Origin of the sequence: Photobacterium angustum, from assembly GCF_002954615.1 — a bacterium.
Lineage (GTDB): Bacteria > Pseudomonadota > Gammaproteobacteria > Enterobacterales > Vibrionaceae > Photobacterium > Photobacterium angustum_A.
On record NZ_MSCJ01000003.1, the window covers coordinates 611,010 to 634,178 of the forward strand.

The following is a 23,169-nucleotide window of genomic DNA, read 5'->3' on the forward strand; positions in this document are numbered from 1 at the left end:
AACATTATAGATAAACAAGATGAAGTGTGGTGATAGCCACACTTTTTTATTGTCTTGAGATGGGTAGATATTGAATTATGAAATGGAAATCATTGTGGCCTAAATCATTGGTTTCACGTACTTTATGGTTAACTTTGTTGGCCGTCTTTCTTGCTCAAGTGATCGCAACAGGCATTTGGTACACCCAATCAAAAAAACGAGATTTAGAGGGGTTGCAATCAACATCTGCTAGCATGGCAACCATGTTTGCATCGACAGTGAATTTCTTCCAATCATTGCCGCTAGAATATCGCCATATTGTATTAGAGCAGTTGAGAAATATGGGCGGGACACGTTTTTTTGTCTCTTTTAATGATCAAGAGATAAATATCAAGCCAATTAAAAATACTGAACAAAAAGAAATGGCAGTGACAGTTTTTAAAACGGTGTTACATGAAAAATTACCCACCCTTAGTAATATTCATGTTGAGTTTTCACGTCCAGAAACGCTACATGTATTGAAAAATGATATTTTGCTGTCAGATCTACCGCGTTCTTGGGTACATAATACGTTAAGTTTAGAGCCGCTTAATCCACCCATTTTAGTGGTGCAAATAGAGCTTGATAAAGGTCAGTGGTTATATATTGCCGCGCTATTGCCTGCCCCTTATATGATGCTAAAAGATGAGATTATTACGCGTCAGCAAATTATATTCCTAACCTTTAGTACCGTTTTATTACTGCTGTTTACTTACATCATGGTAAGACGACAAACACGACCATTAAAACAATTGGCGGATGCTGCTAACGCGTTAAGTCTTGATATTTACCAGCCGCCATTAAAAGAGCAAGGGGCGAGTGAATTAGTGATGGCAACGCAAGCATTTAATCGAATGCAGTTGCGTTTAAGAAAATATATTGAAGATCGTGAACAGCTATTTTCCTCTATATCACATGATTTAAAAACGCCGATTACTCGGTTACGGTTACGTGCAGAATTGATCGATGATGATGAAAAAATAGATAAATTTAATCACGATCTAGATGAACTCGAAATCATGGTGAAAGGGGCGTTACAGTGTGTAAAAGATACCGATTTACATGAGAATTTAGTGGTCATTGATGTAGAACATTTATTAAGCAGTATTGCTGAACATCATAATCATAAAGACACCAAAGTTCGTTTACCTCAACACCCTATTTTGCCGATTATGGCAAAACCGTTAGCTTTAAAACGTTGTTTAAGTAACTTAATTGATAATGGCGTGAAATATGGACACAGTGTGACGGTAAATGTCATTGATAGTCCAGATAAACTGATCATCACCATTAGTGATAAGGGACAAGGGATCCCTGATACAAAGCTAAAAACGGTATTTGAACCCTATGTCCGCTTAGCGACCGATAATACGGGGCATGGGCTTGGGATGGGAATTTCACGCAATATCGTACGCGCTCATGGTGGTCAGTTAACGATCAAAAACAGTATTAAAGGTGGGTTGTTAGTGACTGTTGTACTTCCTCGGTTATTAAAAAATGCTTAATGTTATTACCGGATCTAAGATGAAAATGAATATCAAGCAATGGAGTCTCTGCGCCTTATTACTGCTTGTGTGTCAGCCAGCTTTTGCAGGAGGGACTGTTGAAGTATTGCATTGGTGGACGTCAAAAGGCGAATCTAAAGCGATTCAAGTTTTAAAAGAGAAAATGGAAACGAAAGGGCATCACTGGAAAGATTTCGCCATTGCTGGAGGTGGTGGCCAAAGTGCGATGACAGTCCTAAAAATGCGTGCAATATCGGGGAATCCACCTACAGCGGCACAGTTAAAAGGGCAAGATATTCAAGAGTGGGGGCGCTTAGGGTTTCTGACATCACTTGATAAAGTTGCAGAGCAAGATCATTGGGATAACGTGTTATTACCTGAAGTGCAGCAAATTGTTAATGATCTTCAGTTGATAAAATATGACGGTCACTATGTGGCTGCACCAGTAACTTTACATCGTGTCAATTGGCTATGGATCAATCCACATATATTTAAACTTGCAGGCGCAAAAGTACCCACAACCTTAGCTGAATTTTATGTGGCGGCTGACAAAATCAAAGCGGCAGGTTATATCCCATTAGCTCATGGTGGGGAGTCTTGGCAAGATGCGACTTTGTTCGAAGCGGTGGCGTTAAGCGTACTTGGCGCAAGAGATTATACGAAAGCGTTTGTTGATTTAGATTTAACTGAGCTTAGTAGTGATAAGATGGTTGAGGTGTTCCGTCAGTTCAAAAAGATGCGACAGTATATAGATCCAAATGCAAAAGGGCGTCGTTGGAACCAAGCCACCGAAATGCTTATGCATGACCAAGCCGCAATGCAAATAATGGGAGATTGGGCAAAGGGCGAGTTCACTAGCGAACACAAAATTGCGGGTAAGGATTATTTATGCGTACCTGTACCGGGAACACAAGATATGTTTTCTTATAATCTTGATACTATTACTTTTTTCAAATTAAAAAGTAATGAAGAAGATGAAATAGCACAACAAGATTTAGCGCAAATACTATTAACCAAGCCATTTCAACGAGCTTTTAGTTTATATAAAGGTTCGATCCCGATACGTCAGGATGTATCGTTAAAGGGATTTGACTCTTGTTCATTAGCCTCAATGAAAGCATTTAAGTTTGCAGCAAAAAACAATGCGCTCGTCCCCAGTTTTTCACATAATTTAGCTACATCCAGTGATGTTCAAAGTGCAATCATTGATGTTGTAAGTCGTTTCTTTGATGATCCAAGCGCGGATCCTAAAATGGCAGCTGTTCGCTTATCTCGCGCAGTAAAATCAGCAATGTAATAAAACGTATGTATTTGGAAAAGAATAAGGATAGGAAAATGGATTATTTAGCGAGTGTTGAAATAGAACCCAATGTCCCCGCGACAGCCAGTGTTATTTGGTTACATGGTTTGGGCTCTAATGGTAATGATTTTGAGGCTTTACTGCCGCACTTACAGTTAGAAGAAACATCACCAATACGTTTTATATTTCCTCATTCACCGACGTTGAATGTCACTATTAATGGTAATGCTTTAATGCCAGCATGGTATGACATTATTTCATTAGATACATCTCGTAAAATTAATGAAGCACAACTGATGGAATCTGCTCAAAAGGTAATAGATCTTGTCGAGCGTGAAATTAGTCGTGGCATTCCTTCTGAACGCATTATTCTTGCGGGATTTTCACAAGGTGGTGCTGTAGTTTACCAAGCCGGATTAAGCTACTCCAAGCCATTAGCAGGAATATTGGCACTATCAACCTATTTCCCAACTGCAGAGATCATTCAATATAGCGATGTGAATCGTAATATGCCGATTGAAATTATGCATGGATCTTATGATCCCGTTGTTATTCCTAAATTAGGTGAAATGGCACGAGATGATGTCGTTAAAGCGGGATTTAAACCGCACTGGCGTATATACCCAATGGAGCATCAGGTTTGCATGCCTCAAATTGAAGATATTTCAGCATGGATAAAACAAACACTATCTTAAATCTGCCGTTAAATGTGTTTAAAAATTTGTAGTTAAAAATGAAACGCATCAGAGCGATTATCGATCTGATGCGTTTTTTATTGACGATTTACTTATTAATCGATCAAGGGAGATTGATTCTTTAGTGCATTGAGCGGTTTACAACGCTTATTGATATCACGCCAAACAATAACCGCAACAATACAGCTCAATACCATAGTGGATACTGGCATGGTTAGCCATACACCGACAACGCCAAGTAATTTTGGTAAGAAATACAAAAACGGCAGTTGTATTAGCATGTTACTAATTGAGATCACTAATGCTTTTGATGCTTGATTCACCGACATAAAGTACATCGTTGCTAGAACAATAAAGCCATCTAAAAACATTGCAAATAGGTGTAATCGAATACCTTGGGTCGCTTCTAATGTCAGTGCGCTGTTGCTGCCGTTAAACAAGCTGATCAAGGTTGATGGGAAGCTTGTCAGTAACAAGAACCAAGCAATACCTGCAATCACCGTCGTCTTCATTGCTAAAATTAACGTTTGTCGTATATGTTGAGGTTGTTTAGCACCGTAGTAGTAACTTACCGGTGGCTGCAAACCTTCGCCAATACCTTCTGCCACCAAGTAGTACATCGTCATCATATAGCCGACAATAGCAAAAGCGCCAACGGTTAATTCTGTGCCATATATCATGAATTGATAATTGTGTAATGCGACAACAAAACTACCATAGAGATACATAATCAGTGCTGATGAGCCTAATACCATGATCTTCTTACTTTCTGCCAATGAAAAATCAGGCAGTGAAATTTTTAGTTTTAGAGTCGAGTATTGAGAGCGAAAATAAATCAAGCCACCAACACAGGTAATACCCTGTGCGATCAAAGTCGCAATTGCCGCACCTTTTAATTCCCAACCCATTAACCCCAAAAACACGTAATCAAGAAGAATATTGGTCAGTGCACCTATTACTAATAATGTTGTTGCGATTTTGGGGCTGTCATCATTTCGGATCAACATTGGCATTGCGCCTGCTAAGACAGTAATAAAGGCAGCATTACCAAAAGTAGAAACATAGTCTAAAGCAAGGTGCTTAATGTTTTGTTGCGCCCCTTGAAGTTGTAAAAAATAGTCGCCAAAAAATGTAAACGCAGCAAATGAAAGACAGCTAATAATAAAAGTTAGAATCAAACCGGTATTAAAAGCGCGCTGAGCATTAACCTGATTTTGCTCACCGCGGGCGATTGAAATTAGTGTCCCGCTACCAATACCAATCATCAAGCCTAAACCTGATAATACGAATGTTATCGGCCATGCCATATTAATTGCAGCTAAGCCTTGGTAGCCAACGTAGTGGCCAACAAAGATCCCATCAACAATTTGATAGAGCCCATTAACCATCATTGCCGCAATAGAAGGGATGGTATAACGCCAAAAATTTTTAGATATATTGTTCGATGATGGCATCGGTTCATTACTGTGCATAAATATTCTCATAAAATGGTCAACCCACAGACTATTCAGTTGGTGGGAATCGCTGTATTATCTCCGAATATTAGATTGCTCAAAGATATTATATATCTGAATATCGGATGGATTGATTTTATGGATTGGACATTAGATCAACTCAATGCTTTTGTTATTTCAGTACAACAAGGCTCTTTTTCGGCAGCCGCTCGGCGATTAGGAAAAGCACAGTCACGGATCAGTACTGCAATTAGTAACCTAGAAGCAGATTTGGGGTTTGAATTATTCGATCGAAGTGCAAGATTACCTATCCTGACCCCTGAAGGTCAGCAAATGTATGAAGAAGCAAAGGTCGTATTAGCCCAATGTGAACGGTTACAATCTCGGGCATTGACGTTAACGCAAGGGGAAGAAGTTACCCTGACCATCGCAATGGATGAAGCATCGCCATTAACCGCTTTTGAAGATTTCTTTCAACGTGTTTCTGAGACATTTCCATTATTGAAATTAACCATTATTAATGGCTCGAAAGATGATATAGCGACCCGTGTAGATGAAGAAATGGCAGATATTGGCATTTTATTTTTCAGTAAAACTTTGCCTAGTAGTTTAGAATTTACACCTATTTGTGAATTTAACTCATCACTGATTGTCGGTAAAAATCATCCATTAGCACAAATTTCAGCACCGACAGTGCAGCAATTAAGCCAGCACCGTCAGCTATTAATTTGCGATCGAAGTGGACGTCACCACAGTGAAGCGTTATCAGCCAATTATTGGCAAATTGACAGCTACTATTCAATCACCTCGTTTGTATTGAGAAATATGGGCTGGGCATTTGTGCCTGATCATGTTTTTACGTATGACTTTTTCTCTGAAGGTGTTGTAAAACTGTCGATGGAAAATATTCCCGCTTCGCAATGGATTGAAATGGGCGTTGTTAAACGCCGTGATCGAGCGACAGGGCCGGTTATAAAATGGATTCAGCAAGAACTAAAGAAAATGTTTACTCAATAGATTAAGTCTGATTATCTATTGTTGTTTTGATGGTATCGCAGTGAGTGACACTGAATTATTACGCGCGAGTTGAGAAGTAAATGTCTAAAGAAGCACCAGCATCATCCTTACCACTTATTATTGCCGGTCCTATTTTACGGAAAGCGACAGCAACGCAATTAGTACTATGGTTTGTGACCACGGAACGATTGGGTGCTACTTTTTACTTATATCAACAAGGTGATGATAATCCTTGCTACCAAGCCATTATCGCAGATGAACATCAAATTCAAATCGGTAAAAAAGCTTGGGTTGTACTTGCTCAGTTTGAGGGGGAGTTTGCAGTTAATACCCCACTTGCTTATCAGCTTGATACCCAGCAAGGGCTTTTAACCGATTTAATTCCGTCATTGACCTACGATAATGAATCCATGATTAGCATTGTGATCAACACTAAAGCCGATTATGTGTTACATGGCTCTTGTCGTAACCCTCATTATCCAAGCAAAGACAGCTTAGTGGTAGCAGATAGCAAAGTTGCTGAGCAACCTATTCTTGAACGCCCAAGTTTATTAATGATGAGTGGTGATCAAATTTACGCTGATCATGTTGCAGGTCCTACGCTTGATGCCATTGAACAAGTGATTCAATTGCTAGGTTTACCCTCTGAAACGTTTGAACAGACTAGCATTGCAGATACAGATGCCTTGTATCAGAGTCCTTATCATTTATATGGACGAGATAAATTATTACCAACTTATATTGATACTCAAACATGGTTAGGTAAATTATTGCCTGATCGTGTTGTGCCTATCTTTAGCTCGCGAGAATGTGAAAATCATCTGATCAGTTTTAGTGAATATTTTGCGATGTATTTGCTGGTATGGTCACCAACATTGTGGGATTGGGTTGATCGTAAACGGTTCGAGAAACAGAATTTCACCTGTGGTGGGGTACAAATTGCGTCTAAATGGCAGCAACAATGGCACGAAGAAAGTCATATTATGGATGATTTTGTTCAAGGTCTACCGCAAGTTCAGCGTTTATTTGCACATATTCCGACGTATATGATTTTCGATGATCATGATGTGACGGATGATTATATGCTTAATCGTCGCTGGGAAACCGCAGCGTTTAATAACTTATTTTCTCGTCGAATTATTGGTAATGCACTAATAAGCTACTGGCTATGTCAGGCGTGGGGCAATGCTCCTGAGAAATTTGAACAGCCTTTCCTTGATGACGCTAAGCGTTACTTTGCTGAGCCCTGTAATCAAACACAAGATGCATTTATTGCGCGGCTAAATCAGTTTGAGCAGTGGCACTATACCATTTCAACTACACCCAAAATGGTGGTACTAGATACGCGTACTCGACGTTGGCGTTCAGAGTCGAATGATAACCGTCCATCGGGATTAATGGATTGGGAAGCCATGATTGAGTTTCAGCAGGAATTACTACATGAACCAGCGGTGATTATTGTCTCTGCCGCACCAATGTTCGGTGTAAAGTTTATTGAAACATTGCAACGAATGATGACATGGATAGGGCAACCATTACTCGTTGATGCAGAAAACTGGATGGCACATCCGGGCTCTGCCAATACGCTATTGAGTATTTTTACCCATACCAAAACACCGACTCAATTTATTATTTTATCTGGTGATGTTCATTATTCTTTTGCTTATGACATAACGCTTCGTAACCATAAAGGTAAATTTCATATTTATCAGATCACATGTAGTGGTTTAAAAAATGAATTCCCTAATCGCTTATTACGCTTTTGTGATGCAATGGATAGAGCATTATATAGTCCTCATTCCCCGTTAAACTGGTTTACCAAGCGTAAGAAATTGCTGATTGAAAAGCGTGATCCTGACATTGCAGGTGCGCATCGATTGGTGAATCGAAGTGCAATAGGAGAGTTATATCTTGCATCAGATGGTACGCCGAAAGTGATAGAAATCTTAACTGCTGAAGGCGAAACTATCCATTTCCCAGTAAAAAAGTAAGGGTTATGTCAAACCGTGTTAACTTGGTGTCATTATTTTTTATCCTAATTATAACAATGGGTTAAAATAATGATGCTGATGGTTTTTTGAGTGCTTTTTCATTTTTTTTCATTTTTTATAAGATCCTAGACATAAAATAGCTTAATTTGAGGGCTCTAAAATGCTAAATTATAGAGCATTGCTCAAAGAGAGTTTGTTAGAGGATTAGGTATTTTGCGGAAACGATTGATGAGTCAGTTTTACAATGAAAAGGTATTTGTTGCCTTTTTGTTTTTATCTTTTACAGGTTTAGCTGGGGCTCTTTTTTTCGTTGGTGAAAAGACTTATGACATTGATTCTGTTGCTGGTGAAGTAACAGAAACCTTCTCAAAGTTTGAAACTGGAGAACGAGAATTAATTTTAAAAGTTATACCAGAAGACAGTGAAAAAGCAGTGAATGTTCCTATCAAGTCTAGTGTTTTTTGTCCGGTAGGTTCTGATGTTATACTGTTTAAAAAAGAATGTAAGTTATTTGGAGCTACAGAATATGAGCTTATTTCATGTGGCTGTGATGTTAATACTTATTAATATTAAATAAAGTAATAAGTATTTATCTGCATTTTAAAATCAATCTATATTTATTCTACTCTCTGCGGTAAAAGTCTTTTACTTGCTATCATAGCTTATAAAATTGAATCATAGTTACTACTTACGTATTATGCGCCTGAATGATGGATATCAAATTATATAAAAAGGAATGTATTAATTATTTTAATAAAGATGGTGTAGAATGTGTTCTCAATACAGATTAATTTCTTTTAAGATATTACAATTTTTTTCATTATTATTACTTGTATCACTACCAATATGGGTGATACGTTATGATGTATTAGTACTTAAGAACAATATTCCTGAGCAGTCAGCAACTGAATATATAGAACAATTATTATTGTTGGGTACTGCATTTTGTTACGCTTATATCGGATGGGGTAGCCGATATCACCGCCGTGTTGCTGTGCTCGTCTCCGCCTTTTTTACATGTATGTTTATTCGTGAATTAGATTCTTTTTTTGATCAATATATTCATCATGGTTTTTGGGTAGTACCTGCATTAATTGTCGCTATTTCCGCAATAGGGTATGCACTAACGGATAGAAAAAATACGCTATTAAATTTAGATATATTTTTGACAAATAATAATTTCTCATCACTTTGTTTAGGGTTAGCGATATTATTAGTCTTTTCTCGTTTATTTGGGATGGGAAGTTTTTGGCATCAAGTCATGGGTGATGATTATATTAGAATAGTGAAAAATATAGCAGAAGAAGGCACTGAGCTTTTAGGCTATACAATAATATTTTATGCATCAGTTAATTATCTTATTTCATATTTAAAAAGCCCAACGAATAATAAATATATAAAGTATTGATATAGATATTATCAAAATCTAGAATATTTCAATTAATGAGAAATTCTACCTTTCCTAAGAAGAATGGAAAATAATGTTACTTTATTTTCCATTTTTTATATTTTCCATCTTGAATTAAAAGAGATTTAATACCTAAAAGTAATAAATTGACCTATTATTGACTTGGAAATGACGTCGTTAAGACATAGGTTTATCTGGTAGATAGATACTGTCAGGGTCATATTAAAACAGTATTCGTTACAGGGGTTTGTATGAAAAAAACAATTATCGCGATGACTATCGCAGGTTTATTTTTAGTTGGTTGTGATCAGGCAAAACAAGATACTGCTACAGATAGTACATCTGCTGCCCAACATTCAACCGTTGAAATGAAAGACAAAGTGACGGAACAATCTAGTACGGCGTTAGATGCAACTAAAGATACGGTGTCCGATGCTGCTGATGTAGTCAAAGATCAAACTAATAAAATGGTTGATAAAGCGTCTGAATTAAGTGATACAGCGGTTCAAAAAGCGTCGGAGATGACAGATTCTGTAAAAGAGAAGACTGCTGACGTGGTTGATAAGTCAAAGCAAGCTGTTGATGATTCTGTTGATTCTATGAAAGAAAAAGCATCTGAATTGAAAACCTCTTTAACAAATTCATCTGCTGATGAAAAGACTTCGGCGGCAGTTGCAGAAATGAATAGTTCAGTATCAGAAGTAAAAGATACTGTTGCTGATGATTCAAAAGCGTTAATGGATGCAACAAAAGAAAAAGCAACTGAAGCGTCTGATACGATCAATAGCGCTGAAGGTGCCGCTGATCATTCAATGGATGAGATGAAACATTCAGCGACAGAAATGAAAGATGCTGCAATGGATAAAACAGCAGTAGTAGAAGATAACGTAAAAAATGCTGCAAATGATGCAATGAAATCTGTCGATGATTCAGCTGAAGCTGCGCAAGATAAAGCCGCTGAAATGACCAATTCTGCTGTTGATAAAACAGAAAATGCTGCTGGTGATCTAGAGAAAAAAGCATCCGATTTATTAAATTAAGCGCCCTAAAATTTCGAATTTTATAGCAAGATACCGTGAAACTCTTAGTTGTGAGTTTCAAGGTATCTTGTTTCTTCAAAGGAGATTAAGATGAAAAAAACACTATTAGTTGCTGCAATTCTTGGTTTAGCACTTGTTGGCTGTGACCAAAGCACAGATAAATCCGCGACAGATATGCAAAACAAGGCATCAGATACCGCTGCACAAGTGATTGATTCAACCAAAGAAGCTGCGACTGATGCTGTTGATTCAACCAAAGCAGTTGCCAATGATGCTGTTGATGCCACAAAGCAAGCGGCTGACGATACAGCAAAAGCGGCGAATGATGTTGCAGATAAAGCAGTTGATGCCACAAAAGAGATGGCAGATGATGCAGGCAAAGCTGCGGACAATATGAAAGACGCAGTTAAGGATGCAACTGCTGAGTAATTGATAACATAGTCTATTATGGTGTTCTGTTTTATGACGTGTACATATCCATAATATCTTGTGTTATTTCAAGGAGATTAAAATGAAAAAAACGCTTTTAGCTACAGCCCTTCTTGGTTTAGTGCTTGTGGGTTGTGATCAAGCTGCAGATAAAACGTCATCAACGGCATCTGCTGCGAATGATCAAGTTACAGAATTATCACAGGCGGCTGATAATGCGAAGAACTCACTTGATTGGATGGGTGAGTATACAGGTATTGAGCCTTGTGCTGATTGTTCTGGGATTGAAACAAGCTTAACGCTAAAAGACGATGGAACTTACATTTTAGATCAAACTTATCAAGATAAAGAAACCAAACCTTTAACCACAGAAGGTAAGTTTGATTGGAATGATAAAGGCGACACTATCACCTTGAATTTAGGTGGTGGCCAAACAGCTCAGTATTTCGTGGGTGAACAACGTATCTTCCATTTAGATAAAGATGGTAAACGTGTCCAAGGTGATCTTGCTGATGCGTATACGTTAAAAAAACAAGATCATAAATAACACATTATGTTCGGAATACTATGCTGTTAGCATATCTATTAAGCCCTGATCACAGGGCTTAATTATATCTAGCATCTGGAGAAGCGATAAAGATTACTCGCGTTACTGAGATCGTTGGATTTCATCATCTACCCAGCGTAATAGTTGCTTAATAGCACGTGAAAGCACTTGGTTTTGACGCACAATATAGCCCAAACTGGTTGTCGGAAAATCAGGTAGTGGTGTTATTTGTGTTTGTAAGTGTGGTTTTGAATGTAAAGAAAAACTCGGTACTATCGCGACACCAAATCCTGCTTCTGCCCAATCAATCTGCGCATCCACGCTGCCTACTTCCATCACATGGTATTTCTTTAAATTTAATAAAGGCAATGCCATATCAATTAATTCACGGGTTCGGGTATCGTGGCCTAGCAAAATCAAGGTGGGTTCTTCTGCGGCGAGAGGTTCGACTGGAATGATTTGCGAAGGGTTAGCCGACACTGTTTGCCAGCGTGATAAGCCATTACCTAATGCGCACCACTTCACTTGTCGTAATTCAGTAAAATGCAGTGGTTGACTCTCTTTCTGTGCAATAACGAACCCCAGATCTGCTTTCGCGCTTTTGACTAACTCGGTTGCTTGAGATGAAGTGGTATTAAAAAGAGACAGATCAATCCCCGGATATTCTTTCTTGAAAGACTGAAAAGGGCTAATTAATAACAAACGAGAAATAATATCACTGGCTGCTATGGTTAAAGTACCGCGATTAAGCTCGTTGATAGCGTTCAGATCGGCCTGACAAATTTGCAGTTCCATTAAAGTATTTTCTGCACTTTGTAACAGACGTTCACCGGCTTGAGTTAAACGAAAAGGGTTACGCTCAATTAACTTAACTCGCGTGGTTTGTTCTAATTGCTTGAGATGAAGGCTTACATTAGGTTGCGTCATATGTAGCGCAGCTGCAGTTTTACCAAAGTGCTGGTGCTTTGCCAAAGCGACAAAGGTATTGAGCCAGTGGATATCAATCATATTCGCAATGATTTCCTAAGCAGTAGATGATACTAATCATCATACATAACATATTGAGTAGATAAGATTAACCATACTCCAGATATGATATTCTTATCAAGTTAATAACGATTATTAATTATTCTTATTAGTTGGATGAGCATAGGATAGTTGTCATTGCTTTTGAGGAGATTCAAATTATGTCGTCTATTGTTGTTGTTGGTGCTAACTGGGGTGATGAAGGTAAAGGTCGTATTGTTGATTATTTAGCAGACCAAGCTTCAGCAAGTATCCGTTTCCAAGGTGGTAATAACGCAGGTCACACTGTTGTTAACGATTTTGGTACGTTCAAATTGCACCAATTACCTAGCGGCGTATTTAACCCTGATTGTATTGCTGTGTTAGGCCCTGGCATGGTGATCAGCCCTGAAAAACTGTCTTTAGAAATCGAAGAAGTGGCAACATCAGGTGTTGAAGTTAAACTTTGCATCTCAGATCGTGCAACATTATGTCTACCTCTTCATGCACTGGAAGATACCTTAGAAGAACAACGTCTAGGCGATGGTGCTTACGGTTCAACACGTCAAGGTATCGCACCTGCATACGGCGACCGTGTAATGAAAAAAGGTATCCTTGTTGGTTGGTTAAAACAACCTGCAGTGTTACGTGAGCGTATTCAATTTATGATGGATTGGAAACTTCCTCAACTTAAAGCGCTATACCCATCATTTGAATTCACGCAAACAGCTGAAGAAATGACAGAGTGGCTATTAGAGGTTTCTCAACCTTGGCGTGACAGCATTTGTAACGTAACAGAGCCACTTAAAGCACTACAAAAAGAAGATAAAACGTTGTTGTTTGAAGCACAACTAGGTGCGGGTCGTGACTTAGTTTACGGTGAATACCCATGGACAACATCTTCTAACGTAACTGCAGCTTACGCTGGTATCGGTAGTGGTTTACCTGCTCTTCATCCTGAGCGTGTTATTGCAGTAGCAAAAGCATTCAGCTCTTCAGTAGGTACAGGTACATTGATCACTGCAATGGAAGATCAAGATCAATTCCGTGAAGATGCAAAAGAATTCGGTGCAACAACCGGTCGCCCACGTGATATGGGTTACTTCGATGCAGTAGCGACTCGTAATGGCGTTGAACTACAAGCAGCAACTGAAATTGCACTAACTAAGATCGACTGCCTAACGGGTATGAAAGATCTAAAAATCTGTGTGGCTTACAACGGTGAGCATACTGAAAACCCAATTTGGCCTCAAACTGCATCACTAACGGCTGTATATGAGCAAATGACTGGTTGGGAAGAAGACATTACTGGTTGTCGTACATTTGAATCGCTACCAAAAGGTGCACAAGAGTACGTACTTCGCATTGAAGAGCTAATGGGTGTGCCAGTTAAAATGGTTTCTGTTGGTCCTGAGCGTGATCAAATGATCCTTCGCTAATATACTTTAAAAGTAAAAATAAAAACAGCGGGCGTGTTAATCATTAACACGCCCGCTGTTGTATTTGTTATTTTAAGCCGTAGCTGTTGCAGTTACTTTTTCTGTTGTATCTTTTGCATAAATAATACGCGTTAATTTAGGCGCAATAAGTAATGTGATCAATGCTATTGCGGCGGTACCAAAACCAATTTCATTAAACACTTTGCTGTAAATGATGAGTGTTTGGTGTGGGTTATCAATATTACTCGGTACTGCTGTTAATGATGCTACCCAGCCACCGATAACAGCCGCTGTTGCTGAGGTTAAGAACCACATACCCATAGCAAAGCCCATCATACGTTGTGGTACAAGCTGTGCCACCATAGCTAAACCAAGACCTGATACCAGCAATTCACCAAGAGACTGGAATAGGTAAGAGGCGACTAACCAACCAGAATTAATAATACTTTGGCTATTGGCAAACTTAGCACCTATTGGAAGAATTAAGAAAGCAAAGCTACATAGCACCATACCGAATGCAAATTTGAAAGGCATTGAAAAGCGTTCGCCTAACTTGTTGTAAAGAATAGCAAGGAGTGGGCTTGCAAGCATGATCCACATTGGGTTAAGTGCTTGGAATTGCTCAGGAGCAACGGATATTCCGAATATGCTATGTTCAACATTATGAATGGCAAAGAAGTTCAATGATGTCGGCATCTGGAAGTAAAGTACGAAGAACACAACACCCTGAAGCATAAGTACAAAAGCGACGAGCATTTTTGCTCGTTCATTGCCTGATGTTGAAAAAGCTTCTTTAAAATACAACGAAACAATAGCAATACCTGCAACGACTAGAATTGCATGTGCGTAAAACAGATGCTGTAGCAAGAATGAACTCACAAAGCTTAAGGCAAGCGTACCAATAACAACACATAAAAGGTAAAAGCTATTAATAGGCTTCATATCTGCTGGAGAACCAACATCCTGAACGGTTTTTTTACTTACGATAAAGTTTGCAACGGTAATGATTAAACCGATAGCACTCACTGAAAACGCAAAATCATAACCGAATTTGTCAGCAATCCATGGTGTTAAAAGCATTGAGAAGAACGAACCTAAGTTCACTGCCATGTAATACATGGTGAAAGCACCATCTAAGCGAGGGTCATTTTCACCGTATACTTTCGCCAGTAAACTTGAAGGGTTGGCCTTAAATAAGCCATTACCCATAGCAATGAACCCCATCGCGATATAAATCATAGATGGACTACCGTTACCATGACTCGCTGAAACACCAAGTAATACATAACCTATCGTAAGGACGATTGCACCAAGTGTAATTGTACGTTTGGTCCCTAAAACTTTATCACCAACCCAACCGCCAAGTGCTACTGAACCATATATCAATGCCGTAAAAGCACCAAATAATGTAAATGAAGCAGACTCTGGCATATTAAGAATTTTGACCATATAAACAGTCAAAATTGCATTCATTCCGTAAAAGCCAAAGCGCTCCCAAAATTCGATGGAAAATATCAAATAGAAGGGTTTCGGTTGTTTAAATATATTAACGTCAGACATTACATTCCCTTAGTTTCGCATTGTTATTTTATTGTTTATTTATTGTGATAAGGTTGCATTCTTAACGAAACTACTATTTTGAATAGTTATCATCAATTAGGTAAATATAAGTTATTATTTTTGGCTAGTTGCAGTAAATGGCTGGTTGTTTTTGTTTGTATTATAAAAACAATAGGTTATCTTTTTATTGGCGGGTTTTTTATTGTTGAAATACAATTAAGTAAAAAGTTATAAATATCGATTGACTGAAAAATATCAATTTCACAAAATTTAATCGATTGCTTATTAATTAAAAATTCAACAAAAATGAATAAATATAAAACCTTGTTTTATATTTGGAGCGAGAGGAAAAGAAGGATAAGTGATAGGTTAAGTTTAGGTTAATTATTGGTTAAAATAATGACGGCTGATTTATTCATTAATTATTGCGTTTAGCTAATATAAAGGTGCTTGTTTATTTCAACAAAGTTTGAATGGTGACTAGTAAGTGTACAAAAATAGATTCTTCTCATTGAAGACCTAAAAGGTAACACCTGCTTTCATCACTATGCCTACCATCATAGCAAAGTAAGCGAGGAATCCTAAAAAATTACCAACCCAAATTGTCGGGTTTTTATGGTAGAGACCATAAATAAACCAGAGCAAAGAAATAAGCGCATACATAGACCAAGTGGTTAGCGATAAACCATGGGCATGATTGGGGTGGGATATAAATAGTTTGTATAATTGAGGCATTGTTGCGATTGGGCTTACTAACCCCATAAACAACATGAGCGGTTCAAGTTTCTTCCCTAGACTCTCCAATAACGACATATGAATTCAACTCCAAAGCAACAAATATTTTGATGAATAACATATCTAAAAGTTTAGTTTTATTATTATCTAAATGTTAAAAATCTAGGGTCAATATGATTGAAATTTTTAGTCTGGAGTATTTAGTTCTCGTTTAAATATTGGAGCAGCATATAAAAATATACCCAAGTAATCTCAAGAAACAGGGTTTATCGTGTTATCAAAACCTGTAGCTTGAAGCTGCTTGGGTACATTGAGTGTTCTTTAGAAACGATTATGCTGTAACGGTTTCTTCAGTTGTCTCTTTAGCGTAAATAACACGTGTCAGTTTAGGCGCAATAATCAGGGTGAACAAAGCAATAGCGGCAGTAACATAACCAATCACTCCAAACACATGGCTATAAATGGCCAATGTTTGCTGTGGATCCACAATATTGCTTGAATCTGTTGTTAGTGTTGCGACCCAGCCAGCAAGAACCGCAGCAGTGGCTGACGTTAAGAACCACATACCCATCGCAAATCCCATCATACGTTGAGGAACAAGCTGAGCTACCATAGCTAATCCAAGACCAGATACCAGTAGTTCACCAATAGATTGGAAGAAGTAAGACAACACTAACCAGTTGGAGCTGATAATACTTTGGCTGTTAGCAAAGTGCGAACCAAAAGTCAGTACTAAGAAAGAAAAGCTACATAGCACCATGCCGAGTGCAAATTTGAACGGCATAGAAAAACGATCACCAAACTTATTATAAATAATGGCAAGAACAGGGCTAGCAATCATGATCCATAGTGGATTCAGCGCTTGAAATTGTTCTGGCGCAACACTAATACCAAACAGATCATGAGAGATATTATGGATAGCAAAGAAATTAAGCGAGGTTGGCATTTGGAAATACAGTACAAAGAAAACAATGCCCTGTAACATTAATAAAAATGCCACCAACATTTTAGCGCGTTCAATACCAGATGTTTGTAATGCTTCTTTAAAATACAACACGACAATAGTGACCCCAACTACCACTAAAATAGCGTGTGCGTAGAATAAATGTTGTAGCAAAAAAGTACTGACGAAGCTCAGCACAATTGCACCGACTAATACACTAATATAATGCACAACATTAACAGGCTTCATATCAGGTTTTGAACCAACGTGTTTCACGGTAGAGTGACTGATTATAAAGTTCACAATGGTGATTACCAAGCCGATAGCACTGACGGAAAACGCCAAATCATAGCCAAATTTTTCTGCAATCCAAGGTGTTAATAGCATTGAGAAAAAAGAGCCTAAATTTATCGCCATGTAATACAAGGTAAAGGCACCGTCTAAACGGGGATCATTCTCGCCATAAACTTTGGCTAATAAACTTGAAGGGTTCGCTTTAAATAAACCATTACCCATAGTTATAAAGCCCATAGCCATGTAAATCAGCATAGGACTGCTATTTTCATGGCTGGCTGAAAGCCCAAGAAAAATATAACCCGCAGTAAGAATAATGGCACCAAGTGTGATTGTACGCTTGGTTCCCAATATTTTATCACCCACCCAGCCGCCAATCGCGACAGATCCATACACCAGCGCTGAAAAGGCACCAAATAAAGTAAATGACGCAGATTCCGACATTCCAAGAATTTTAACCATATACACAGTTAAAATCGCTTGCATACCATAAAAGCCAAAGCGTTCCCAAAATTCAATTGAAAATATTAAATAGAAGGGTTTTGGTTGTTTGAATATATTTACTTCGGACATTGCGTTCCCTTAAATATTATAATTATTTTATTTTCTGTATTTTTAGCTATTTAGTGTTAGAAAAAGACACCTTTTTGAAAAAACTACTAGCATTATTTGTTATCAGCAATTGCTTAAATATAAGTAATTACTTTTGACTAGTTGCTATTAATTGCTTTTTGTTTTTATTTTTAAATTAATCAAATGGTTATGTTTTTTTAGTATTTTATTTATTGTGAGAATACAATAAATGAAAATAGCTATAAATATTGAATGATTGATAAATATAAGAAAATTTATTGTGATAAATAGTAATGTTAAATACATACTTATAATATGTAATTGATTGCTTACTAATTAGGTTTATAGCGGTACTTAATAAATATAAAACACTGACTTATATTTATTTTGGGATAAAGAGGAATAATTTATAGTTGAATATATATTTAAAGTAATAGCATAGTGATTGTAAATTAATAATAGCGATTAGCTAAAGCTAAAGTAGATAAGAATTATCTAGGATATTTATTTGTATTTACGAATGTAAAGATGTCGACTGAGCGACACCTATACTTATTTACTAGGTAAGTTTACCTCCAATCAGTGACTTTTCTTCTAGCCACTTCAATACAGCTAATGCGGCAATAGAGCATAGGTTTTCATCATTACTATCAATGAATTTTTGCTCTTCTATTTCAGCTGCAGGGATGAGATCCCCTGAGTAATCGGCAAAGTAACATGTTAGTTTTACTGAGATGCCTTCCGCCTTACCATCGGCTTGAGCCGTGAATGTTTCCATGTAGTTAATACTGTTTGGTATAAGATCAACGGACAGCTCTTCTTTTATTTCACGGGTTAGTGCTTCAATGTCACTTTCACCGGCTTCACGTTTACCGCCAGGAAGGTAAAACAGTGCTTTACCTTGAGATCTTACTACTAAAAATTTGCCGTCTTGAATTAAAACCCAAGCGAGCTTATCAATTACTTTATTCATTTATTTACTCAATAATTTGCTGTAAAAACGTTGCGCCATTTTTCACTCTTATACTTTACGCATCCAGACAAGTCATTATTTCTTCAATCACAGCTTCAACACGGTTAGGAATAAATCGGTTGGCGTGAGTGCCTAAATAAATTTTCTCGCTGACTTCATTGTCAAACAGATGGATATTTACATGTGCTTTATCTTGAAAAGCATCCACAGCGTAACGAGGCAAAACAGTAAACCCTAATCCTAATTTTACTGGCTCTAAAATAAGGTTAATTTGGTTAGAAAATCCTGACCGCTTAAATTGGTTAATATGTTTAAACTCAGGGTAATTAACGCTGAGTAACTGGCTTGCATGATAAACCCCATCAGGGTGATCTATAAAGCCTAACTCAATAAGGTTGTCCCAATTTGGCGGCGAAATAGAGGCTGGCGTAACTAGTAAAAGCGCTTCTTCACCAATGGCATTCAGGGTTATATCGGCTTTAGTTGAAAGGCGTGTCATAAAGCCAATATCGATACGCTGCTCTGCAAGTAAGGTTTCTATTTCATGGTTAGGTGCAAAGCGATAATCAATAACTAATTCAGGATGTTGTTGTTGAAAAGTCAGTAAATGAGGGTAGAGCTTCAAACCAATGCTACCTGGAGAAGCAATGCGTACTATGCCTTCATAACGAGGATCAATACTGATCCTTTTATCTAAATCTGTAAGCGACAACACAATTTGGTTAGCTTCGTTGTATAAGCGTTCACCTGCTTGAGTCAAAGTGAATTTTTTTCCGTGGCGAGTGAGCAGTGGGTGCTCTAAATACTGCTCTAATTTCTTTATATGCTGGCTGACACCGGATTGCGTCATATAAAGCTTTTCAGCGGTTTGAGTAAAATGTCCAGTTTCTACCAAAGTACAAAAGCTACGTAACCAAATGGGATTAATCATTACAAAACGTACTCATTTTTATTATTAATGATAATTTTACTTAATAATTTGTGGTTTGTAATCTACTCACATCAACCATAACGATGAAGAGAACAAACCATGACAAATCAGACTTACCCACGTAGCTTTTCTCATATTGGTATCTCAGTACCTGATCTTGATGCTGCGGTTAAGTTTTACACCGAAGTTCTTGGTTGGTATGTGATCATGGAGCCAACAGAAATTATTGAAGATGATTCCGCGATAGGTGAAATGTGTACAGATGTTTTTGGTAGTAATTGGGAGCGTTTTCGTATTGCACATTTATCAACAGGTGATCGTATTGGTATTGAACTGTTTGAGTTTAAAAACCAAACCAATCCTGAAGATAACTTCGAGTATTGGAAGACAGGAGTATTTCACTTTAGTGTTCAAGATCCTAATGTTGAAGAGCTTGCAGAAAAGATCGTTGCAGCTGGCGGTAAAAAACGTATGAAAGCACCACGTTTTTATTACCCTGGTGAGAAGCCATACCGTATGATTTACATGGAAGACCCATTTGGTAACATCATTGAAATTTATTCTCATAGCTATGAATTACACTACAGTGCTGGTGCATATAAATAAGCATTTAGTGTTAGCTTTGTTGTAAATAGTACCGTATTGCTATAACCAAAATCCGGCTTGTACATTTTCTTTGAGGGAAGGTCAATAAGTCGGATTTTGTATATTTCAGTATTTTGGGGTTAATCAGCTTTAACAAAAGAGGCGACTTCGTCTTTGGTTAGGTAACGCCATTGTCCAACTTCCAGATCAAGCGTCACCTCACCAATCGCTTCACGGTGAAGAGACACGACGCGATTACCAACGGCGGCAAACATGCGCTTAACTTGATGAAACTTACCTTCAGTAATCGTTAGCAATACTTCTTTCGCTGAAATAATAGTCAATAAGGCTGGGGCGGTTAACTTTTGTTCGCCTTGTAATTTTATCCCTGCTTTAAATTTTTCAGCCACGTCTGCCGCAATATCTCGAGACAAACCAACTCGATAAACTTTACTGCATTTTTGATTCGGTGATGTGATGTTAAACGACCAACGTCCATTATCAGTGATCAGTACCATTCCTGTGGTGTCCGCATCTAGACGTCCTGCAATATGTAATTCAGCGATATTTTCAACATCTAGATAGTTAAATAAAGAAGGGTAAACTTCATCAATATTTGAGCAGATAGTTCCCGCAGGTTTATGCATTAGGATATAGCGAAATTCACGCGCAATTAGCCTTTTGCCATCCATGATAACGGTATTACTCTCATGCACTTGTGTTGCTTCATTGATAATTACTGCATCGTTGACGCTAATATCACCAGCGTGTATTCGCTCAATAGCCTCTGCTTTAGTGAGTTGAGTACTTTTACAAATAAATTTATCAAGGCGCATAACACTGAGTACGAGTAAGGAAACAAGCGCATTATTATCCGTTATCACTCATATTTAGCAATCCTGAACACTGGTTTCGTGAGTGTTTTTTATTCGAAATAGCGTTATCGCTTTGCAGGTAAGTATTCATTTTTATTTTCCATGAGAATAAATATAGCGCTGTCATACACAATTTTTTACAAATTTAGTTAATAAATTGTTACTTATCTGTTTATTATGCTTATAACAGCTTTCCTCATCGAATGAATAACCATGAAAAAAATACCAAATAAAAATTGGAATCCCATGATTATTTTACTTCACTGGTTGGTTGCGCTGGTGGTAGTTGGATTATTTGCGCTAGGCTGGTGGATGGTTGATTTAAATTATTATCATGCTTGGTATAAAACGGCACCTGATACCCATAAAAGCATTGGTTTGATCTTATTCTTTGTACTGATCGTAAGGTTGCTAATAAGAACATTTACTGCTGCACCAGCGCCTCTTTCTAGTCATGCTAAGTGGGAACAATGGCTTGCACAAAAAACGCATTGGATATTGTATTTATTGTTATTTGTGGTGATGTTCAGTGGTTACTTGATCTCCACGGCAGATGGAAGAGCGATCAGTATTTTCGGTGTGTTTGATATTCCAGCAACGCTTACAAGTATTCAAAATCAAGAAGATATTGCAGGTACTATTCACTGGTATGGTGCTTGTGTGTTAATTGGTTTTGCTGTTTTACATGCCGTAGGTGCGTTAAAACATCACTTTGTAGATAAAGATAACACGCTAAAACGCATGCTAGGCAAAGCATAATGACAAAAATTAGAGTAAGACGTATTACGACATAAACGGAGATTATGATGAAAAAACGCCTACTAAGATCTTTTATTCCTTGCACACTTTTAGCAGCAGCTAGTATGTCATCTGTTGCGTTAGCAGACGATTATAAAATCGATACCAATGGCTCACATGCATCGATTCAATTTCGGATTCAGCATCTTGGTTACAGTTGGTTAGTAGGGCGTTTTAATACCTTTGATGGCGAGTTTAGCTATGATGAAAAGCAGCCTGAAGCATCAAAAGTTAAAGTGAATATAGCAACGGCGAGTGTGGATTCAAACCATGCTGAACGTGATAAACATCTACGTAGCAGTGATTTTTTAAATGTTGATAAATACCCAGAAGCGACTTTTGTTAGCAGCTCTTTTAAAGAGTTGGGTGATGGAAACGCTATTATGACAGGGGATTTAACGTTAAACGGCGTTACAAAGCCGGTTACGATTGATGTTAAACATGTTGGTGCAGGTAATGATCCATGGGGCGGCTATCGTCGTGGATTTGTTGGTACTACAATGATCTCATTAAAAGATTATGATATTAAAACAAATTTAGGCCCTGCTTCTAGAGAGGTTGAACTAGAGCTTAATATTGAAGGGATCCGTCTTTAATTGAGTTAGGTAGACGAGTTAGCATTTATATAAAACGTAAGTGCTAACTCGTTAGTGATAGATATTGGAGCTATAGAAATTCAGCACGCTCATCAACACATTCGTAAGAGCCCATTTCAAATTCGCGGCAAATCCAAGGGCGGTTTTCATAAATCGTGCACATGAAGGTCTCTCTATCAAGTGCAGAGCACCAACCATCAGCGAGCCGAAGCATAGTTTCACTTCCCCACATATCTCGTTTGATATGCCTTTCTGGTACACCAGTATCTGAGATAATCATCACCTCTAAACGGCAGCAGCATGCTTTACAGTTAGAGCAAGAGACTTCAGGTGTGGTTTCATTTTTAATTGGGATGTTCATAGCTTGAAAAACACAGTTATCTTTAAGTAACTCAATGCCGCATCATACCCCAAAACGGCATTGCTATCTTATGTTTTCAAATGGTGTGCCATGTTCT

The 23,169-nt window shown here is 37.9% G+C and carries 23 protein-coding genes; 14 read left to right on the forward strand and 9 right to left on the reverse strand.

What is annotated here, in order from left to right:
• Positions 1 to 77: 77 nt before the first annotated feature.
• From BTO08_RS17480 to BTO08_RS17490, 3 genes are read left to right on the forward strand one after another with little or no spacing between them, the layout of a single operon-like run.
• Positions 78 to 1,523, forward strand: coding sequence for an ATP-binding protein (locus tag BTO08_RS17480; protein ID WP_105061894.1), 1,446 nt, complete (start codon positions 78 to 80; stop codon positions 1,521 to 1,523).
• A gap of 19 nt (positions 1,524 to 1,542) precedes the next feature.
• Entirely contained in the window at positions 1,543 to 2,820 is a 1,278-nt protein-coding gene (locus BTO08_RS17485) for an ABC transporter substrate-binding protein (protein WP_431356676.1), read from the forward strand.
• Between the two features lie 38 nt (positions 2,821 to 2,858).
• Positions 2,859 to 3,518 carry an alpha/beta hydrolase gene (locus tag BTO08_RS17490; RefSeq protein WP_105061895.1) on the forward strand — a complete coding sequence of 220 codons (660 nt, stop codon included), beginning with the start codon at positions 2,859 to 2,861 and terminating at the stop codon, positions 3,516 to 3,518.
• 95 nt (positions 3,519 to 3,613) lie between these two features.
• On the opposite strand, the gene BTO08_RS17495 is transcribed toward BTO08_RS17490, so the two are convergent.
• Positions 3,614 to 4,990 (reverse strand): MATE family efflux transporter, encoded by a 1,377-nt coding sequence (locus BTO08_RS17495; protein ID WP_105061896.1) that lies wholly within the window; start codon positions 4,988 to 4,990, stop codon positions 3,614 to 3,616.
• A 120-nt stretch (positions 4,991 to 5,110) separates the two neighbouring features.
• On the opposite strand from BTO08_RS17495, the gene BTO08_RS17500 reads away from it, so the two are divergent.
• The 7 genes from BTO08_RS17500 to BTO08_RS17530 all read left to right on the forward strand — a co-directional run bounded on the left by BTO08_RS17500 (position 5,111) and on the right by BTO08_RS17530 (position 11,404).
• Positions 5,111 to 5,989: a LysR family transcriptional regulator gene (locus BTO08_RS17500; RefSeq protein ID WP_105061897.1), complete on the forward strand. Its 879-nt coding sequence runs from the start codon at positions 5,111 to 5,113 to the stop codon at positions 5,987 to 5,989.
• Between the two features lie 80 nt (positions 5,990 to 6,069).
• Positions 6,070 to 7,980 carry an alkaline phosphatase D family protein gene (locus BTO08_RS17505; RefSeq protein WP_105061898.1) on the forward strand — a complete coding sequence of 637 codons (1,911 nt, stop codon included), beginning with the start codon at positions 6,070 to 6,072 and terminating at the stop codon, positions 7,978 to 7,980.
• Between the two features lie 228 nt (positions 7,981 to 8,208).
• Complete coding sequence (locus tag BTO08_RS17510; RefSeq protein ID WP_105061899.1) at positions 8,209 to 8,547, forward strand: hypothetical protein; 339 nt, start codon at positions 8,209 to 8,211, stop codon at positions 8,545 to 8,547.
• Between the two features lie 202 nt (positions 8,548 to 8,749).
• Complete coding sequence (locus BTO08_RS17515; protein ID WP_105061900.1) at positions 8,750 to 9,388, forward strand: hypothetical protein; 639 nt, start codon at positions 8,750 to 8,752, stop codon at positions 9,386 to 9,388.
• Positions 9,389 to 9,639: 251 nt separating this feature from the next.
• On the forward strand, positions 9,640 to 10,428 hold the full coding sequence (locus BTO08_RS17520; protein WP_105061901.1) for a hypothetical protein: 789 nt from the start codon (positions 9,640 to 9,642) through the stop codon (positions 10,426 to 10,428).
• A gap of 90 nt (positions 10,429 to 10,518) precedes the next feature.
• Positions 10,519 to 10,857: a hypothetical protein gene (locus BTO08_RS17525; RefSeq protein WP_105061902.1), complete on the forward strand. Its 339-nt coding sequence runs from the start codon at positions 10,519 to 10,521 to the stop codon at positions 10,855 to 10,857.
• 82 nt (positions 10,858 to 10,939) lie between these two features.
• The gene (locus tag BTO08_RS17530) at positions 10,940 to 11,404 is read left to right on the forward strand and encodes a copper resistance protein NlpE (RefSeq protein ID WP_105061903.1); all 465 of its coding nucleotides are present in this window, start codon (positions 10,940 to 10,942) and stop codon (positions 11,402 to 11,404) included.
• Positions 11,405 to 11,506: 102 nt separating this feature from the next.
• Here the strand turns inward: BTO08_RS17530 and BTO08_RS17535 are convergent, their stop codons facing one another.
• Positions 11,507 to 12,412, reverse strand: a complete 906-nt coding sequence (locus BTO08_RS17535) for a LysR family transcriptional regulator (protein WP_105061904.1) — start codon at positions 12,410 to 12,412, stop codon at positions 11,507 to 11,509.
• A 179-nt stretch (positions 12,413 to 12,591) separates the two neighbouring features.
• Between BTO08_RS17535 and BTO08_RS17540 the strand changes: the two genes are divergently transcribed.
• Entirely contained in the window at positions 12,592 to 13,848 is a 1,257-nt protein-coding gene (locus tag BTO08_RS17540) for an adenylosuccinate synthase (protein ID WP_005364252.1), read from the forward strand.
• Between the two features lie 72 nt (positions 13,849 to 13,920).
• Here the strand turns inward: BTO08_RS17540 and dtpA (BTO08_RS17545) are convergent, their stop codons facing one another.
• From dtpA (BTO08_RS17545) to BTO08_RS17565, 5 genes are all read right to left on the reverse strand, one after another.
• Complete coding sequence (dtpA, locus tag BTO08_RS17545; protein ID WP_105061905.1) at positions 13,921 to 15,408, reverse strand: dipeptide/tripeptide permease DtpA; 1,488 nt, start codon at positions 15,406 to 15,408, stop codon at positions 13,921 to 13,923.
• Between the two features lie 519 nt (positions 15,409 to 15,927).
• A complete protein-coding gene (locus BTO08_RS17550; protein ID WP_105061906.1) occupies positions 15,928 to 16,221 on the reverse strand; it encodes a SemiSWEET transporter in 294 nt (97 codons plus the stop codon).
• A 253-nt stretch (positions 16,222 to 16,474) separates the two neighbouring features.
• On the reverse strand, positions 16,475 to 17,953 hold the full coding sequence (gene dtpA / locus BTO08_RS17555) for a dipeptide/tripeptide permease DtpA (RefSeq protein ID WP_105061907.1): 1,479 nt from the start codon (positions 17,951 to 17,953) through the stop codon (positions 16,475 to 16,477).
• Between the two features lie 559 nt (positions 17,954 to 18,512).
• On the reverse strand, positions 18,513 to 18,926 hold the full coding sequence (locus BTO08_RS17560) for an NUDIX hydrolase (RefSeq protein WP_105061908.1): 414 nt from the start codon (positions 18,924 to 18,926) through the stop codon (positions 18,513 to 18,515).
• A gap of 55 nt (positions 18,927 to 18,981) precedes the next feature.
• Positions 18,982 to 19,857, reverse strand: a complete 876-nt coding sequence (locus BTO08_RS17565) for a LysR family transcriptional regulator (protein WP_198038496.1) — start codon at positions 19,855 to 19,857, stop codon at positions 18,982 to 18,984.
• A 99-nt stretch (positions 19,858 to 19,956) separates the two neighbouring features.
• Between BTO08_RS17565 and BTO08_RS17570 the strand changes: the two genes are divergently transcribed.
• Positions 19,957 to 20,463, forward strand: coding sequence for a lactoylglutathione lyase family protein (locus BTO08_RS17570; protein WP_105061909.1), 507 nt, complete (start codon positions 19,957 to 19,959; stop codon positions 20,461 to 20,463).
• Between the two features lie 119 nt (positions 20,464 to 20,582).
• On the opposite strand, the gene BTO08_RS17575 is transcribed toward BTO08_RS17570, so the two are convergent.
• Complete coding sequence (locus tag BTO08_RS17575; protein ID WP_105062685.1) at positions 20,583 to 21,278, reverse strand: pseudouridine synthase; 696 nt, start codon at positions 21,276 to 21,278, stop codon at positions 20,583 to 20,585.
• Between the two features lie 252 nt (positions 21,279 to 21,530).
• Here BTO08_RS17575 and BTO08_RS17580 point away from each other — a divergent pair, with 252 nt between their 5' ends.
• Both BTO08_RS17580 and BTO08_RS17585 read left to right on the forward strand, forming a co-directional pair.
• Complete coding sequence (locus BTO08_RS17580) at positions 21,531 to 22,076, forward strand: cytochrome b (protein ID WP_105061910.1); 546 nt, start codon at positions 21,531 to 21,533, stop codon at positions 22,074 to 22,076.
• Positions 22,077 to 22,123: 47 nt separating this feature from the next.
• Positions 22,124 to 22,711 carry a YceI family protein gene (locus BTO08_RS17585; protein ID WP_105061911.1) on the forward strand — a complete coding sequence of 196 codons (588 nt, stop codon included), beginning with the start codon at positions 22,124 to 22,126 and terminating at the stop codon, positions 22,709 to 22,711.
• A gap of 70 nt (positions 22,712 to 22,781) precedes the next feature.
• On the opposite strand, the gene BTO08_RS17590 is transcribed toward BTO08_RS17585, so the two are convergent.
• Positions 22,782 to 23,072, reverse strand: a complete 291-nt coding sequence (locus BTO08_RS17590; protein ID WP_105061912.1) for a YkgJ family cysteine cluster protein — start codon at positions 23,070 to 23,072, stop codon at positions 22,782 to 22,784.
• Positions 23,073 to 23,169: the final 97 nt, after the last annotated feature.

Coding starts and splice junctions, on each gene's coding strand:
- BTO08_RS17560 (WP_105061908.1), bottom strand. CDS start 18,926: ATGAATAAAGTAATTGATAAGCTCGCTTGGGTTTTAATTCAAGACGGC.
- BTO08_RS17505 (WP_105061898.1), top strand. CDS start 6,070: ATGTCTAAAGAAGCACCAGCATCATCCTTACCACTTATTATTGCCGGT.
- BTO08_RS17580 (WP_105061910.1), top strand. CDS start 21,531: ATGAAAAAAATACCAAATAAAAATTGGAATCCCATGATTATTTTACTT.
- BTO08_RS17525 (WP_105061902.1), top strand. CDS start 10,519: ATGAAAAAAACACTATTAGTTGCTGCAATTCTTGGTTTAGCACTTGTT.
- BTO08_RS17485 (WP_431356676.1), top strand. CDS start 1,543: ATGAAAATGAATATCAAGCAATGGAGTCTCTGCGCCTTATTACTGCTT.
- BTO08_RS17570 (WP_105061909.1), top strand. CDS start 19,957: ATGACAAATCAGACTTACCCACGTAGCTTTTCTCATATTGGTATCTCA.
- BTO08_RS17480 (WP_105061894.1), top strand. CDS start 78: ATGAAATGGAAATCATTGTGGCCTAAATCATTGGTTTCACGTACTTTA.
- BTO08_RS17585 (WP_105061911.1), top strand. CDS start 22,124: ATGAAAAAACGCCTACTAAGATCTTTTATTCCTTGCACACTTTTAGCA.
- BTO08_RS17550 (WP_105061906.1), bottom strand. CDS start 16,221: ATGTCGTTATTGGAGAGTCTAGGGAAGAAACTTGAACCGCTCATGTTG.
- BTO08_RS17520 (WP_105061901.1), top strand. CDS start 9,640: ATGAAAAAAACAATTATCGCGATGACTATCGCAGGTTTATTTTTAGTT.
- BTO08_RS17575 (WP_105062685.1), bottom strand. CDS start 21,278: ATGCGCCTTGATAAATTTATTTGTAAAAGTACTCAACTCACTAAAGCA.
- BTO08_RS17565 (WP_198038496.1), bottom strand. CDS start 19,857: ATGATTAATCCCATTTGGTTACGTAGCTTTTGTACTTTGGTAGAAACT.
- BTO08_RS17515 (WP_105061900.1), top strand. CDS start 8,750: ATGTGTTCTCAATACAGATTAATTTCTTTTAAGATATTACAATTTTTT.
- BTO08_RS17535 (WP_105061904.1), bottom strand. CDS start 12,412: ATGATTGATATCCACTGGCTCAATACCTTTGTCGCTTTGGCAAAGCAC.
- BTO08_RS17590 (WP_105061912.1), bottom strand. CDS start 23,072: ATGAACATCCCAATTAAAAATGAAACCACACCTGAAGTCTCTTGCTCT.
- dtpA (WP_105061905.1), bottom strand. CDS start 15,408: ATGTCTGACGTTAATATATTTAAACAACCGAAACCCTTCTATTTGATA.
- BTO08_RS17500 (WP_105061897.1), top strand. CDS start 5,111: ATGGATTGGACATTAGATCAACTCAATGCTTTTGTTATTTCAGTACAA.
- dtpA (WP_105061907.1), bottom strand. CDS start 17,953: ATGTCCGAAGTAAATATATTCAAACAACCAAAACCCTTCTATTTAATA.
- BTO08_RS17510 (WP_105061899.1), top strand. CDS start 8,209: ATGAGTCAGTTTTACAATGAAAAGGTATTTGTTGCCTTTTTGTTTTTA.
- BTO08_RS17490 (WP_105061895.1), top strand. CDS start 2,859: ATGGATTATTTAGCGAGTGTTGAAATAGAACCCAATGTCCCCGCGACA.
- BTO08_RS17495 (WP_105061896.1), bottom strand. CDS start 4,990: ATGCACAGTAATGAACCGATGCCATCATCGAACAATATATCTAAAAAT.
- BTO08_RS17540 (WP_005364252.1), top strand. CDS start 12,592: ATGTCGTCTATTGTTGTTGTTGGTGCTAACTGGGGTGATGAAGGTAAA.
- BTO08_RS17530 (WP_105061903.1), top strand. CDS start 10,940: ATGAAAAAAACGCTTTTAGCTACAGCCCTTCTTGGTTTAGTGCTTGTG.